The 13,758-nt window shown below is 70.1% G+C and carries 11 protein-coding genes, 4 tRNA genes and 1 riboswitch; of the genes, 8 read left to right on the forward strand and 7 right to left on the reverse strand.

Annotated features, from left to right (window positions below; translation table 11 throughout):
• Window positions 1-92: 92 nt before the first annotated feature.
• Window positions 93-461, reverse strand: coding sequence for a hypothetical protein (locus AB0J58_RS26260; protein WP_364220057.1), 369 nt, complete (start codon window positions 459-461; stop codon window positions 93-95).
• A 410-nt stretch (window positions 462-871) separates the two neighbouring features.
• Between AB0J58_RS26260 and AB0J58_RS26265 the strand changes: the two genes are divergently transcribed.
• On the forward strand, window positions 872-1,453 hold the full coding sequence (locus AB0J58_RS26265; RefSeq protein WP_364220060.1) for a hypothetical protein: 582 nt from the start codon (window positions 872-874) through the stop codon (window positions 1,451-1,453).
• Between the two features lie 84 nt (window positions 1,454-1,537).
• Here the strand turns inward: AB0J58_RS26265 and AB0J58_RS26270 are convergent.
• From AB0J58_RS26270 to AB0J58_RS26290, 5 genes are all read right to left on the reverse strand, one after another.
• Window positions 1,538-1,612 (reverse strand) — tRNA-Val (locus tag AB0J58_RS26270).
• Window positions 1,613-1,626: 14 nt separating this feature from the next.
• Window positions 1,627-1,698 (reverse strand) — tRNA-Gly (locus AB0J58_RS26275).
• A 72-nt stretch (window positions 1,699-1,770) separates the two neighbouring features.
• Window positions 1,771-1,841: transfer RNA gene (locus tag AB0J58_RS26280), tRNA-Cys, on the reverse strand.
• A 27-nt stretch (window positions 1,842-1,868) separates the two neighbouring features.
• Window positions 1,869-1,940: transfer RNA gene (locus AB0J58_RS26285), tRNA-Gly, on the reverse strand.
• A gap of 78 nt (window positions 1,941-2,018) precedes the next feature.
• The gene (locus tag AB0J58_RS26290; protein ID WP_364220063.1) at window positions 2,019-4,208 is read right to left on the reverse strand and encodes a peptidoglycan recognition family protein; all 2,190 of its coding nucleotides are present in this window, start codon (window positions 4,206-4,208) and stop codon (window positions 2,019-2,021) included.
• A gap of 153 nt (window positions 4,209-4,361) precedes the next feature.
• On the opposite strand from AB0J58_RS26290, the gene AB0J58_RS26295 reads away from it, so the two are divergent.
• The 7 genes from AB0J58_RS26295 to AB0J58_RS26325 all read left to right on the forward strand — a co-directional run bounded on the left by AB0J58_RS26295 (window position 4,362) and on the right by AB0J58_RS26325 (window position 13,393).
• Window positions 4,362-4,637, forward strand: a complete 276-nt coding sequence (locus tag AB0J58_RS26295) for a hypothetical protein (protein ID WP_364220066.1) — start codon at window positions 4,362-4,364, stop codon at window positions 4,635-4,637.
• A gap of 11 nt (window positions 4,638-4,648) precedes the next feature.
• Window positions 4,649-6,469, forward strand: coding sequence for a glutamine--fructose-6-phosphate transaminase (isomerizing) (glmS, locus tag AB0J58_RS26300; RefSeq protein ID WP_364220069.1), 1,821 nt, complete (start codon window positions 4,649-4,651; stop codon window positions 6,467-6,469).
• 104 nt (window positions 6,470-6,573) lie between these two features.
• Window positions 6,574-7,596 (forward strand): tripartite tricarboxylate transporter substrate-binding protein, encoded by a 1,023-nt coding sequence (locus AB0J58_RS26305; protein WP_364220072.1) that lies wholly within the window; start codon window positions 6,574-6,576, stop codon window positions 7,594-7,596.
• Between the two features lie 4 nt (window positions 7,597-7,600).
• Window positions 7,601-7,803, forward strand: a riboswitch (cobalamin riboswitch).
• 115 nt (window positions 7,804-7,918) lie between these two features.
• Complete coding sequence (locus tag AB0J58_RS26310) at window positions 7,919-10,144, forward strand: ribonucleoside-diphosphate reductase subunit alpha (RefSeq protein ID WP_364220075.1); 2,226 nt, start codon at window positions 7,919-7,921, stop codon at window positions 10,142-10,144.
• A 74-nt stretch (window positions 10,145-10,218) separates the two neighbouring features.
• Window positions 10,219-11,214, forward strand: a complete 996-nt coding sequence (locus AB0J58_RS26315) for a ribonucleotide-diphosphate reductase subunit beta (protein ID WP_364220078.1) — start codon at window positions 10,219-10,221, stop codon at window positions 11,212-11,214.
• A 44-nt stretch (window positions 11,215-11,258) separates the two neighbouring features.
• On the forward strand, window positions 11,259-12,374 hold the full coding sequence (locus AB0J58_RS26320; RefSeq protein ID WP_364220081.1) for a mechanosensitive ion channel domain-containing protein: 1,116 nt from the start codon (window positions 11,259-11,261) through the stop codon (window positions 12,372-12,374).
• Window positions 12,375-12,604: 230 nt separating this feature from the next.
• A complete protein-coding gene (locus AB0J58_RS26325; protein ID WP_364220085.1) occupies window positions 12,605-13,393 on the forward strand; it encodes an enoyl-CoA hydratase/isomerase family protein in 789 nt (262 codons plus the stop codon).
• Here AB0J58_RS26325 and AB0J58_RS26330 read toward each other — a convergent pair.
• Complete coding sequence (locus tag AB0J58_RS26330) at window positions 13,380-13,751, reverse strand: VOC family protein (RefSeq protein ID WP_364220088.1); 372 nt, start codon at window positions 13,749-13,751, stop codon at window positions 13,380-13,382. The two genes, AB0J58_RS26325 and AB0J58_RS26330, sit on opposite strands and share 14 nt — an antisense overlap.
• Window positions 13,752-13,758 lie beyond the last annotated feature (7 nt).

Raw genomic sequence — 13,758 nt, forward strand, 5'->3', positions numbered from 1 at the left:
GGGAGTGGTCGTCTGGTTCGCGGGTACGGGGCGCCGCATGCGACGGAACGAGGGGTGTTCCGCCGGGCATCAACGCTTCCCGAGGTATCTGTTCAACTGCGGATCGCGCATCTGATGCGCAGCCAGTTCAAGGACGGCGTCTGGTTCGCCGACCTGGCCCGCCTCCAGGACTCGATGAAGTCGATCGCCCGCTGGACCCGGCCGAGCAGGTTCCTGGCGTCGTGGTCGAAGTCCTCCAGGATCAGGAAGCGCCCCTGCCACTGCAGGGAGTGCCGGTACAGGACCCGCTCGACGGAGTCGGCGGGTGAGGGTTTCCTGGCGATGTAGATCACCGTGAGGATGAGGAGGTAGAAACCGATCAGCGTGGTGAGCACGGTCGCGGACGCCGGGAGCGGGACGCCGCCGAGTGCCAATCCGCCCGCCGCGACCGCGGCCGAGCCGCCGAAGAGTCCGATGAGCACTCCCGGAACCCGGGGTTCGTCGTTCCCCCTTGGGACACGTCCGGTGCGAAGGCGGTAGAGCAGGGGCCCGTTATGACGAAGGAGTTCGGCGATGTCCCTCGGCACCTCAGGATCGACCACCACGCGCTGCACAGGCTCGCCCCCTTTGCCACGTTTCAAAAGCATAGCGATTAACGGTGTTTCAGGTCATGCGTCCTCCCATGGTGCCTCTTTTGGTGCCTCTTTGCCCGCCGGTGACGCGGGCCAAAAAGGTGATCGTGACAATTGTTCCGGACCCGAGGCCGCGTCAGGCGGGGTTCGCCGGGGAAGTCCGGGGGCGAGCGGGCAGGGAGGGCCTTTCCGGGGCGCCCTGGCGGACCTCGCGAGGCCGGAGTTGTCGGAGGAGGACCGGGTGCGACAAAGTGGTCAAAATGAAGGAACGACTCCTTTCCATCGCGGTCCTCGGGCTGCTCGTGTCCGGGTGCGGCTCCGAGGCGTCGCTCGGACAGGGCGTGCTGGAGCAGGCGCGGCGGCAGGGAGCGGCTCCGGAGCTGATCTACGCACTGGATCTGCCGGGGTACCGGCTGGCCGAGCAGTCGGCCGGGGTGGTCGGGAACGACGGGTTCGGAGCCTTCTACTTCTCCGGGGGCGCGCGCGTTCAGCTGAGGGTCGACCGCGGCACGTTCAGCGACGCCCTGTGCGCGGACACGCCGCTGATGGACGCGGAACCGCCGTCGGCACCGGTGAGGTGCGAGCGTGACGAGGTGGGCTGGTACCGATCGGGCGGGGGCCGCCATGAGTACACGGCGGTCCGAGCCGATCACTTCATCCGGTTGAACGGCCGCGTCGACGAGGTCGACCGGGCCGCGCTGAAGGCGGCCGTGGCCGGAGCGCGGCACGCGGTCCCGGACGGTTCCACGACGCCCTCACCGCCGCCCGGCCCGGTGGAGCGCGGCGATCTGCCGACCAGCGGCGACGGTGCGCCGAACAACGAGGTGGGACCCGGCGGCTGATCCGCGGAGCCGCTCCTGTCGCTCCGCGCGGGCGGCACGGCGCCGGGAAACAGAAAATCCCAGGCCGAGGGCCTGGGATTTCTCTGGTGGACGATACAGGGATTGAACCTGTGACCTCTTCCGTGTCAGGGAAGCGCTCTCCCGCTGAGCTAATCGTCCTCGGGTACCACCAGAGCGGAAGACGGGATTCGAACCCGCGACCCTCACCTTGGCAAGGTGATGCTCTACCACTGAGCCACTTCCGCATTTCGCTTCGGGTTTCCCCTCGGCGCTCGCACCACCCTACCGGATCCCGGGGGTCCGAAGGTCGTGCGCTGAGGTGGAGACGGGATTTGAACCCGTGTAGACGGCTTTGCAGGCCGTTGCCTCGCCTCTCGGCCACTCCACCAGCCAGATCCCTGAAAGGACCTGCCGGAGCGGAAGACGGGATTCGAACCCGCGACCCTCACCTTGGCAAGGTGATGCTCTACCACTGAGCCACTTCCGCGTGCTCCCCGGAGACGACTCCGGGGCACGTGAAAACTCTAGCGCCTCCGCAGGGCGGATGCGCGCAAGGCTCGGATCTTCACCTGCCGGCCGGCTGGACGTCGGAGGCCCGGACGAACATGATCCGGTGCCCGAACTGGATCTGCCGGTAGCGGGTCTCACCCCTGACGACGCGGTGCTCGGCGGGATCGAAGGCGGCCGCCCGCAGGTAGGAGGCGCGGGTCGTCGGGCCGGAGCTGTAGACCTGCCCGGCGGGTATCGAGTACTGCAGCGGGGTCAGGGCCTGCACGGGGACGCCCACCGGGTAGGCGTGCGCCTTCGGGTAGGCCCTGCCGTACACCCTGATCGGGGCGCGACCGGGTCTGGGCGTCACCAGGGGGCCTGACGCGGGCAGGGAGGTGGGGGCCTCGGCGGGGTCGCTGAACCACGCCTTCCGGCCGAGGTACCAGATCGCGGTCCAGCCGTCCCTGCGCTCGGCGAGCGCGTACCGCTGGCCGCTGGAGGCGCGGGCGGCGTGGTCGTAGACGCTGTACGTGGAGTCGCCGGTGGGGTGCTTGCCGATATCGGAGACCAGCGGCGCGGTGAGGGAGGGGCGGGTGTGCAGCCAGACCGAGGAGGCGCCCAGGCCGCGGCACCCTCCAGGACAGCCGGTGAAGTTCGGGCTGTTGGTGCCGTAGTCGGGTTTGATCAGCACCGAGCGCGCGGCGTCACCGCCGGAGGCGCGCAGCGGGCTGCCGAGCAGTTCGAAGTAGTGGCTCCAGTCCCAGTACGGGCCGGGGTCGTCGTGCATGCCGCTCACGGTCTCCGGGGTGGTGCCCGGCACGTTGTCGTGTCCCAGAATGTGCGCCCGGTCGAGAGGAACGTCGTACTTGGCCGCGAGGTGGCGTACCAGTCTGGCCGAGGCCCGGTACATCGCCTCGGTGAACCAGGATCCGCCCCTGGCCAGATAGCCCTCGTGTTCCAGGCCGATGGAGCGGGAGTTGACGTACCAGTTTCCGGCGTGCCAGCCGATGTCCCTGGCCCGTAGGTGCTGGGCGATGTGGCCGTCGCTGGAGCGGATGGTGAAGTGCCAGCTCAGGTATTCGGGGTTCCTGACCAGGCGGGTCATCGCGTCGTAGCTCGTCTCGCCGTCGTGGATCACGATGTAGTCGATCTTCCGGGGGCCGTCGGAGCGGTCATGGTTGCCGTAGCCGCCGTCCTTGAGCCGCCGGTAGACGGCGGGGAGCCACTCGCAGGAGACGTTCCTCGGGCAGTCGGGCCCCGCGGTGCTTCCCGCGGTGCTTCCCGCGACGGGGTCCGCGGCGGGAGCCGCCGCGAGGGCCGCCGGCATCACCGTGGGCAGGGGGGAGGGGGCCGAGGCGAGCACAGTGGTGATCTTCGTGGCAGGCTCCGTCGCGGGTTTCACGACGATGTCCGTGACGGGTTCGGGCGTGGGTGTGGGGGTGGGGCCGTGCGCGCGGCGCTGTGCCATCGGAGCGGGCGGTTCGGAGAGTGGTGCCCGCGGCGTGGGGAGGCCCGGCGTCGCGGGCAGTACCACCCGCTCGCCGTCATCGGTCACCCGCGCGGCACCGGCCTGGATCGTCGCGTAGACCTCGTCGGCGAAGGACCGTGCCGCCTCCGTCCCCACGGCGCCCTCCTCCGGTACGCCGGGATAGCGGGCCACCGCGCCGTACCAGCCCGCCGGGCCGGCGTCGGGACTCCCGCCGGTGCGGCGCCGGTAGTCGGCGAGCAGCGCGGCACCGCCCATGATGTTGGCGGAGGGGTCCTCGCGCAGCCGGCGGAGGGGCAGGCCGGTCAGTTCCGAGGCCCGTCGCAGGGTGTCCCGGGGTGGCGCCGCCGCGGTGGTCGGAAGGGCGATCACGCGTGGCCGGGTCTCGTCGCCGCGCGGGTCCTCGCCGACACCGTGGGGCCGGCCCGGCCTGGCCCGGCCGTCGACCAGATGCATCGGGCCGTAACCGGCGGAGACGCTGGGCAGCCCGCGGTGGCCCTCCCAGCGGGACTCCAGGTAGGAGACCGCGAGCAGCACGCTCTCCGGCACCCCGTACGTCCGCGCCGCCTTCGCGAAGGCGGCCTGCCTGCCGGACCGCGCACCCGCCCCCGCCGATGACGACGGGCCGGCGACAGCGCCGGGGGAGGCCGCGGCCGTGGCGGGTGCCGGGCGCTTCCAGGGCCAGGTCGGCCGGCTCCCCGGGTACGCCGCCTGTGCCGGGACGGCCGAGACCAGTACGGCGAGAGCGGTGACGACGGTGATCCCCGGCAGACGGCGCATGATGGTTCCTCCCCCTCTGATGGCTACTTAGAGTTATCAGAGATTGCTGATTGTCGCGCGTTGTGGCGGGGTTGCGGCATTGTGGAGATTCTCTGCCCGAAATCGGGCAGAAAACTTGGTGTGCTCTCTCCCGGATGCGTATGGTCCTGCTCTGTGCCCACGACACGGCATCCGTATGAGGATCTGATCACTCACCTGACCCGGACGAGCGCGCTCGGCCCGGGGGAGGCGGCGCGAGTCGTCGCCGACGTGCTGGCCTACTTCTCCGAACCCGTTGAGGAGTTCGTCAGGCGGCGTCACGCGGAGCTCAAGGGGAGAGGGCTGGTCAATGACGAGATCTTCCCTAGGCTGATCGCTGAGCTGGCGGTACGCCGTGTCGCCGCACCTGAACTCTCCCTGCGCCAGCTGCGCCGGATCGTCTACGGATAAGGAACGGTTACATGTGTGGAATCGTGGCCTATGTAGGGCCCAAGGACGCGGCCCCCATCCTGCTGGAGGGTCTGCAGCGTCTTGAATACCGAGGCTACGACTCGGCCGGGATGGTGGTCTCCAACAAGGGCCTGAAGATGCGCAAGGTCAAAGGCAGGGTGGCCGACCTGGCGGCGGTCGTGCCCGCGCGGTTCAAGGGCGGGCTGGGCATCGGCCACACCCGCTGGGCCACCCACGGCGCGCCCAGCGACGTCAACGCCCATCCTCATCTGTCCGGCGACGAGCGCATCGCCGTCGTGCACAACGGCATCATCGAGAACGCCGACGAGCTGCGCGCCAAGCTGGAGGCGGACGGCGCGATCTTCCTGTCGGAGACCGACACCGAGGTGCTCTCGCACCTGATCGCCCGTACGGTCAAGGAGTCCGACTCCCTGGAGGAGGCCGTCAGGACCGCGCTCAAGCGGGTCGTCGGCACGTACGGCATCGCGGTGATCGACTCCGAGCGCCCCGGTGAGGTGGTGGTGGCCCGCAACGGGAGCCCGATCGTGCTGGGCATCGGGGAGAAGGAGATGTTCGCCGCCTCGGACGTCGCCGCGCTGGTCCGCTACACCCGCCAGGTGGTCCACCTGGAGGACGGCGAGATCGCCGTGCTCAAGGCGGACGGGTTCAACACCTTCGCCAGCGACGCGCGGGAGACGGCCAAGGAGCCGCTGACCGTCGACTGGGAGGCGGGGCACTACGACACGGGCGGCTACGAGCACTACCTGCTCAAGGAGATCTCCGAGCAGCCCGACACCGTGGCCAGGACGCTTCGCGGGCGTCTGGACGACCGCTTCCACATCGCCCACCTGGGCGGCCTCAACATGGACGCGCGGGAGACCCGGTCGTTCCGCCGGGTGAAGATCATCGGCTGTGGTTCCGCGTACTACTCGGGCCAGATCGGCGCGCAGCTCATCGAGGAGCTGGCGCGCATCCCGGCCGACGCGGAGCCGGCCAGCGAGTTCCGCTACCGCAGCCCGGTGGTGGAGGCGGACACCCTGTACGTGGCGATCAGCCAGTCGGGGGAGACCTACGACACCCTCGCCGCCGTCCAGGAGCTCAAGCGCAAGGGCGGCCGGGTGCTCGGCATCGTCAACACCGTGGGCAGCGCGATCGCCCGAGAGTGTGACGGCGGCGTCTACCTGCACGCGGGTCCCGAGGTCTCGGTGGCGAGCACGAAGGCGTTCACCTCGACCGCCGTGGCCTTCGCGCTGCTCGCGCTGCACCTCGGCCGGGTGCGGGACCTGTCTCCCGCCGACGGCCGCCGGATCTGCGAGGGCCTGCGGAGGCTGCCGGACCAGATCAAGGAGATCCTGGCGCTGGAGCCGCAGCTCCAGGAACTGGCGAAGAAGTACGCCGAGGCGCCGAGCATGATGTTCGTGGGCCGGGTCCGGGGATATCCGGTGGCCCGCGAGGGCGCACAGAAGCTCAAGGAGATCTCCTACGTGCACGCCGAGGCGTACCCGGCCAGCGAGCTCAAGCACGGGCCGCTGGCGCTGATCGGCCCGGACATGCCGACCGTGGCGATCGTTCCCGACGACGAGCTGCTGGACAAGAACCTCACCACGCTGGGTGAGATCCGCGCCCGGGGCGGCCGGGTGCTCATGGTCGGTCACCGCGCGGTGGACCCCAAGCTGGCCGACGACTGCGTGGTGGTGCCCAGGAACGAGATCGAGCTGGACCCGATCCTGCTGTCGATCCCGCTTCAGCTCTTCGCCTACCACGCCGCCGTGGCGCTGGGGCGGGACGTCGACAAGCCCCGCAACCTGGCCAAGAGCGTCACGGTGGAGTGAGAGGGCTCCGGGGGCGGCCGCCGACGGTGGTCGCCCCGGCCTGTAACGGATAGTGATAAGGCGGTAACCTATGGTATAGGGGGTTCTTGGGGGAAGGGGCGCTTATGCGCCGTAGGAGGTTTTTCGCGCTGGTCGCGGGTGCCATGGTCGTCGCGGGCTGCGACCTGAACGGTGACTCCGCCGGCTCGGCCGTGGGCCGCCTGAGCATCCTCGAACCCACCGCCGACGGCCACGGCTGGGACGGGATCGCGGGCAGGCTCGCCTCCGTCCTGGTCCTGTCGGGGCTGGCGCGCTCCGCCATGGCCGTCGAGCGGCCGGGACCCCTGGGTTCCGTCCCGCGTGACGCGTTCGGCGCCGTGCGCGGCTCGTTCGCGCGCGAGGGCAGGCTGCTCGTCGCCGCGATGCCGATGGTGACGGCCGCGGAGATCGCCAACACCGCCGCGGTGGTGGACGCCACCACCCCCCTCGCCCGCCTGGTCGGCGACTGGACGGTCCTGGTCGTCCCCTCGGACTCCCGTCTGCGCACCTTCGAGGACTTCGCCGCGGAGCTGCGCCGCACCCCGGCGGCGCTGACGGTCGGCGGCCGGCCGGAGGGCGGTTCCGACCACGTGCTCTACGGCATGATCGGCAAGTGCCTCGGGGTGGACACCCGGTTGCTGGAGTACGCGGGGTTCCACGGTGCCGAGGACGCGGCCGAGGCGCTCCAGGTCGGACGGGTCGCGGCCCTGCTGGGGTCGGCCCGCGCCCTGCGACCCGAGATCGCCGCGGGCCGCCTGCGTCCCCTGGTGGTCTCCTCGGGCAGCCGGCTCGACGGGATCGACGCGCCGACGCTCCTGGAGGTCGAGGTCCGGCTGGAGTACAGCGACTGGTGCGGCCTGCTGGGACCCAAGGGCATGGGCCAGGCGGACCGGGACGCCGCGATCGCCCTGTGTGACAGGATCGACGCCGCGCCGCGCTGGCGCGCCCTGTGCGCGGCCAATGGATGGAGCCGGGTCTACCTCAGCGGTGACGACTTCCGTCAGTGGCTCTTCACCGAGACGGCCCGCACCCGCGGGGTGCTCCACGAGCTCGGACTGCTGAAGTCTTCCGACACAACTTGTTGGGGTAGTTGCGTCAGACGCCCCTAGATGTAGGATCCTGCTCGTTGCTGGTTCGCCCCGGGAGGGGCGAGGCAAGAGGGAACCCGGTGAGATTCCGGGACTGCCCCGCAGCGGTGAACGGGAACGAAAGCCGTCATGTGAGCACTGGGTGAGCCATGCCCGGGAAGCGACGGCCGGTAGGCACGCGCAGGGCGCCCGTGAGTCCGAAGACCTGCCGGTGACGTGATTGTCCAGGGCCTCGTGGGAGGGCCCGCGGAACGAGGCGGTCCGGCGTGCCCGGGATCGCTCGCGGACGCGTGCCCCTCCGGCGGAGCCACAGGGGGAAGTTCGAGCGAGCGAGGGACACCACGTGACACAGGTATTGGCGGAGACGGCGGCGGAGAGCGCGGGGAACGCGCCGGTCGATCGCAGGCAGGCCATCGACGAGGCCGCCGCCCGAGTGATCACCGACCCCGAGAACTCCAGGGTCGCCGCCGCGCTGCTGGCCGAGCTGATCGCCGACGAGGCCGCCGAGCACGGCGTCCGCGACTTCTCCGAGTCGGTCGCCGCGACGCACGAGGCGGGGTTGATCGCCGACGGGCTCGCGGAGTTCGTGGCCGCCCATGCCGGGGTCCTGGACGCGCTCATCGAGCCGGACGCCGACGCCAGATTCGAGTACTTCGGTCTGCGTACCGTCTACGACCGCTACCTGCTGCGTCACCCGCGCACCCGCAAGGTGCTGGAGCGCCCGCAGCACTTCTTCCTCCGGGTGGCCTGCGGCCTGTCCGAGACCGTCGAGGAGGCCGCCGAGCTGTACGCGCTCATGGCCACCCTGTCCTACCTGCCCAGCTCGCCCACGCTGTTCAACTCCGGCTCGCGCAGACCCCAGCTCTCCTCGTGCTTCCTGCTCGACTCGCCCCGCGACGAGCTGGAGGCCATCTACGAGCGCTACGGGCAGGTCGCGCGGCTGTCGAAGTACGCCGGGGGCATCGGGATCGCCTGGAGCCGGATCCGCTCGCGGGGCTCGCTGATCCGCGGTACCAACGGCCATTCCAACGGCATCGTGCCCTGGCTGCGCACCCTGGACGCGAGCGTCGCCGCGGTCAACCAGGGCGGCCGCCGCAAGGGCGCGGCCTGCGTCTACCTGGAGCCCTGGCACGCCGACGTCGAGGAGTTCCTCGAACTGCGCGACAACACCGGCGAGGAGGCCCGCCGCACGCACAACCTGAACCTGGCCAACTGGATCCCCGACGAGTTCATGCGCCGGGTCGAGGCCGACGGCGTGTGGTCACTGTTCGACCCCAAGGAGGTCCCGCACCTCACCGACCTGTACGGCGCCGCGTTCGACGACGCCTACCGGGCCGCCGAGGCCGAGGGCCGGTTCACCGCGCAGCTCCCCGCCCGCACCCTGTACGGCCGGATGATGCGCACGCTCGCGCAGACCGGCAACGGCTGGATGACCTTCAAGGACGCGGCCAACCGGACCTCCAACCAGACGGCCAGGCCGGAGAACGTCATCCATCTGTCGAACCTCTGCACCGAGATCCTTGAGGTCACCAGCGACGCCGAGACCGCGGTCTGCAACCTCGGCTCGATCAACCTGGCCGCCCACCTGTCTCCGGGCACCGAGGAGGGGATCGACTGGGCGCGGCTGCGTGCGACGGTCCGCACCGCCGTGCGGTTCCTCGACCGCACCATCGACCTGGGCTTCTACCCGACCCCCGAGGCCCGGGCCGCCAACCAGAGGTGGCGCCCGATCGGGCTCGGCGTGATGGGTCTGGCCGACGTGCTGTTCACGCTGCGGCTGCCGTTCGACTCGCCGCGGGCACTGCGGCTGTCCACCCGGATCTCCGAGGAGATCGCGCTGGCCGCCTACCGGACCTCCTCGGACCTGGCCGCGGAGCGTGGCCGCCACCCCTCCTACCAGGAGACCAGGGCCGCCGCCGGGGTGCTCCACCCCGACCACTACGGGGCCGCGACGTCGGCCGCGTGGACGGAGCTTCGGGAGCGGATCGCCGGAACGGGGCTGCGTAACTCGCTGATGATCGCGATCGCGCCCACGGCCACGATCGCCTCCATCGCCGGTTGTTACGAGTGCATCGAGCCGCAGGTCTCCAACATCTTCAAGCGAGAGACCCTCTCGGGTGAGTTCCTCCAGGTCAACCGCTATCTCGTCGCCGACCTGCGGGCCCGGGGGCTGTGGACCTCGCGGATCCGTGACGCGATCAAGCGCGCCGACGGCTCCGTCCAGGACATTCCCGAGATCCCCGCCGACCTGAGGCTGCTCTACCGGACCGCCTGGGAGCTGCCGCAGAAGGCGCTGATCGACCTGGCCGCCGCGCGTACCCCGTACATCGACCAGTCGCAGTCGCTGAACCTGTTCATGGCCACGCCGACCATCGGCAAGCTCTCCTCGATGTACGCCTACGCCTGGAAGTCGGGCCTGAAGACCACCTACTACCTGCGCTCGCGCCCGGCCACCCGGATCGCGCAGGCCACCGTGGCGGCACCGGCGGCCGGGGAGGTCCCCGTCATCGACCCCGAGGCCGTCGCCTGCTCCCTGGAGAACCCCGAGTACTGCGACGCCTGCCAGTAGACCTGCCGGTGCCCCGTCCAAGGGCAACCCGTCCCCCCAGCCACCCCTCGGCCACCCCGAAAGGCGTTCTCCCGATGTTGCTCGACCCCGGCATGGATCTCACCCTGCGGCCGATGCGCTACCCCGAGTTCTACGAGCGCTACCGGGCCGCGATCCGCAACACCTGGACCGTCGAGGAGGTGGATCTCGCCTCCGACCTGGCGGACCTGGCGAGGATGACCTCCGAGGAGCGTCACCTGATCAACCGCCTCGTGGCGTTCTTCGCCACCGGCGACTCGATCGTGGCGAACAACCTCGTCCTCAACCTCTACCAGCACCTCAACGCCCCCGAGGCGCGCCTCTATCTCAGCAGGCAGCTGTTCGAGGAGGCGGTGCACGTCCAGTTCTACCTGACCCTGCTGGACACCTACCTGCCCGACCCCGACGAGCGGGTCAAGGCGTTCGCCGCGGTCGAGCACATCCCCTCGATCCGTGACAAGGCGGAGTTCTGCTTCCGCTGGATCGACTCGCTCGGCGGGCTGGCCCGGCTGGAGACCAGGGAGGACCGGCGGGCGTTCCTGCTCAACCTGATCTGCTTCGCGGCGTGCATCGAGGGCCTGTTCTTCTACGGGGCCTTCGCCTACGTCTACTGGTTCCGCTCCAGAGGGCTGCTCAGCGGCCTGGCCACCGGGACGAACTGGGTCTTCCGTGACGAGTCCATGCACATGGAGTTCGCCTTCGGCGTCGTGGAGACCGTACGGGCCGAGGAACCCGAGCTGTTCGACGACAAGCTCACCGAGCAGGTCACCCGGATGATCGAGGAGGCGGTGGCGGCCGAGCTGGCCTTCGCGGCCGACCTGTGCGGCGACGGCCTGCAGGGAATGGGGGTGGAGCAGATGCGGCGCTATCTTGAGTACGTGGCCGACCAGCGGCTGGTCAGGCTCCAGATGCCCGTTCGGTACGGTACGGCCAACCCGTTCGCGTTCATGGAGTTGCAGGACGTGCAGGAGCTGGCCAACTTCTTCGAGCGGCGGGTTTCTGCCTACCAGATAGCCGTCGAGGGGAATGTCACCTTCGACGAGTCCTTCTGATTGGCTGATGGTCCGGGGAAGAGAGCGACGAGGGGAAGTCGTCAGTGTCCAGCTGGATCATCATGGTCGTTTCCGTGGCCGCCGCGATCGTGGCGGTGGAGGCGGTGCGGAGGGTGCTGCGCTCACGGCTGATCGGCGAGAAGTGGGCGCTCGCCGGTCCGGTCGTGAGCCGCTGTACCTGGCCGGGGTTCGCCACGGCCGCCGTGGCGACCGCCTACACCGTCTACGAGCCGGGCATGGCGGAGGGCTCGGTCAGCCAGGTGATCGACCGCGGCCTCAGCGTGGCGATGATCGGGTGCGCCACCTGGCTGGTCATCCAGGCCGCCTACGCCGTCACCGACGTGGTCCTGGACCGCCTGGTCACCGTCCAGGGCGAGGGCAACCGCAAGGCCCGGCGCATCCGCACCCAGATCACCCTGGTCCGCAGGGTGGCCTCGGCGGTGATCATCGTGGTGGCACTGGGGGCAATGCTCTTCACCTTTCCGCAGGTACGGGCGCTCGGCGCCGGCCTGCTGGCCTCGGCCGGGATCGCCGGCGTCGTCGTCGGCATCGCCGCCCAGTCGACACTCGGCAACCTGCTCGCCGGACTCCAACTGGCCTTCAGTGACGCGCTCCGCCTGGACGACGTCGTCGTGGTGCGGGGCGAGTGGGGCCGCATCGAGGAGCTCAGCCTGACCTACGTGGTGCTGCGGCTGTGGGACGAGCGCCGGCTGGTCCTGCCGGTCTCCTACTTCACTGCCAACCCGTTCGAGAACTGGACCCGGCACAGCAGCAGGGTGATCGGCCACGTGTTCATCCGGATCGACTGGTCGGTGCCGGTCGAGGAACTGCGCGCCGAGCTCTACCACGCCCTGCGCGCGCACCCGCTGTGGGACCAGAAGGACTGGACCCTCCAGGTCACCGACACCCTTCCCAACGGGCTGCTGGAGTTGCGCGCCCTGATGAGCGCCGCCGACTCCGCCAGCGCCTGGGACCTCAAGTGCGACATCCGCGAGCATCTGGTGGCCTTCGTCCGCGAGAGGTACCCCCAGGCCCTGCCCCGCTTCCGGGTCGAGAATCCGCTCGTGCCCGCCCCCCTTCCCGGGGCACTCACCGGCCTGACGGCGCCGGCGGCGAGGCGTTCCGGCGATGAGGACGGCGATCGGCCGGTTCCGTCCTGAGGCGACCGGTTCCCTGAGCCGGCCGCGCCGGGGGTGCGACACGGAGACGTCTGGAGGTCTCGGATGCCGTGGCCGCACCCGCCGCACCCGCCGCACCCGCCGCGGCCGTTCGGGCACGGTGCCGCGCAGGAGTGCTCACTGCGGGGGAAAATGATGCTGAACACGCGGTTTCTCATGTTTTGGGGTGGTCTGATGACAAGATCATCAGACATACCGGGAGAATCTATCCCGTGCAGACCTCCGAAGGCTTTGAACTGTCCGTTGACCGGTATGTCGCCACATTGAGGATCAACCGTCCAGAGAAACGCAACGCGCTGAGCGCGGCCATGTGGCGGGCGCTCCCCGCGCTGCTCGCGCCGCTGGCGGACGATCCGGCCGTGCGGGTGCTGGTGCTCACCGGGGCGGCGGGTACCTTCTGCTCCGGGGCCGACATCTCGGAGCTCGCCGAACTCGCCGGCAACGGCGACGAGAGCGGCGACGACACGGGGGCGACGGTCGCCGCGGAGCGGGCGCTGGCGGAGTTCCCCAAACCGGTGATCGCGATGATCGAGGGCTTCTGCGTGGGCGGCGGCTGCCAGCTCGCCCTCGCCTGTGACCTGCGCCTGGCCGCCGAGGGAGCCCGTTTCGGCATCACCCCCGCCAAGCTCGGCATCGTCTACCCGCCGAGCTCCACCCGCCGCCTCACCGACGCCGTCGGCCCGTCCACCGCCAAGTTCCTGCTCTTCTCCGCGGAGCTCATCGGTGCCGACCGGGCCCTGCGCACCGGCCTGGTGGACGAGGTCCTGCCGGAGGGGGAGCTGTCCGAGCGCGTGTACGGCCTCGCCCGCACCCTGGCCGGCCGCTCCCAGCTGACCGTGGCCGCCGCGAAGGAGATCGTGGACGGCCGCGCCGACGAGGCGCGCTTCCTGCTGTGGCAGAAGGAGGCACGCGAGGAGGTCACCGAGGGCGTCGCGGCCTTCCTCGAACGTCGCCCGCCCCGCTTCACTTGGACCGGGGGTGCCGCGGTCAGTCGGACATGACCTCGTAGAGGTTGCCCGTCTCGTCCGTGAAGAACAGGCCGCGCGGGCGAAGTGGATGGTCGATCCGCCCGTTGTCGCGGTGGGCGGGGTGGTTGCCGTACGGCACGCCTCGGTCCTTGAGACGGGCGAGGATCCCGTCGAAGGTGGCCGGGTCGACGTCGAAGGCCAGGTGGTGCCCTTCGGGGTCTTCCACGGTCATGAAGTCGAGGGTGAGGGACTCGTTCACCCGGACCGGGGCGAAGTGGGCGTGTGCCCCGGCGAGTGGCAGGCACTCCAGGTTCATGATGCCAGCGAAGAAGTCGGCCGCCCCCTGGTTGTCGAGCGCGGGCACGATGGTGTGGTTCAAAGTGATCGTCACTGCCGGG

This window comes from Streptosporangium sp. NPDC049644 (assembly GCF_040675205.1).
Taxonomy (GTDB): domain Bacteria; phylum Actinomycetota; class Actinomycetes; order Streptosporangiales; family Streptosporangiaceae; genus Streptosporangium; species Streptosporangium fukuiense.

Coding starts and splice junctions, on each gene's coding strand:
- AB0J58_RS26265 (WP_364220060.1), top strand. CDS start 872: ATGAAGGAACGACTCCTTTCCATCGCGGTCCTCGGGCTGCTCGTGTCC.
- AB0J58_RS26290 (WP_364220063.1), bottom strand. CDS start 4,208: ATGCGCCGTCTGCCGGGGATCACCGTCGTCACCGCTCTCGCCGTACTG.
- glmS (WP_364220069.1), top strand. CDS start 4,649: ATGTGTGGAATCGTGGCCTATGTAGGGCCCAAGGACGCGGCCCCCATC.
- AB0J58_RS26305 (WP_364220072.1), top strand. CDS start 6,574: ATGCGCCGTAGGAGGTTTTTCGCGCTGGTCGCGGGTGCCATGGTCGTC.
- AB0J58_RS26315 (WP_364220078.1), top strand. CDS start 10,219: ATGTTGCTCGACCCCGGCATGGATCTCACCCTGCGGCCGATGCGCTAC.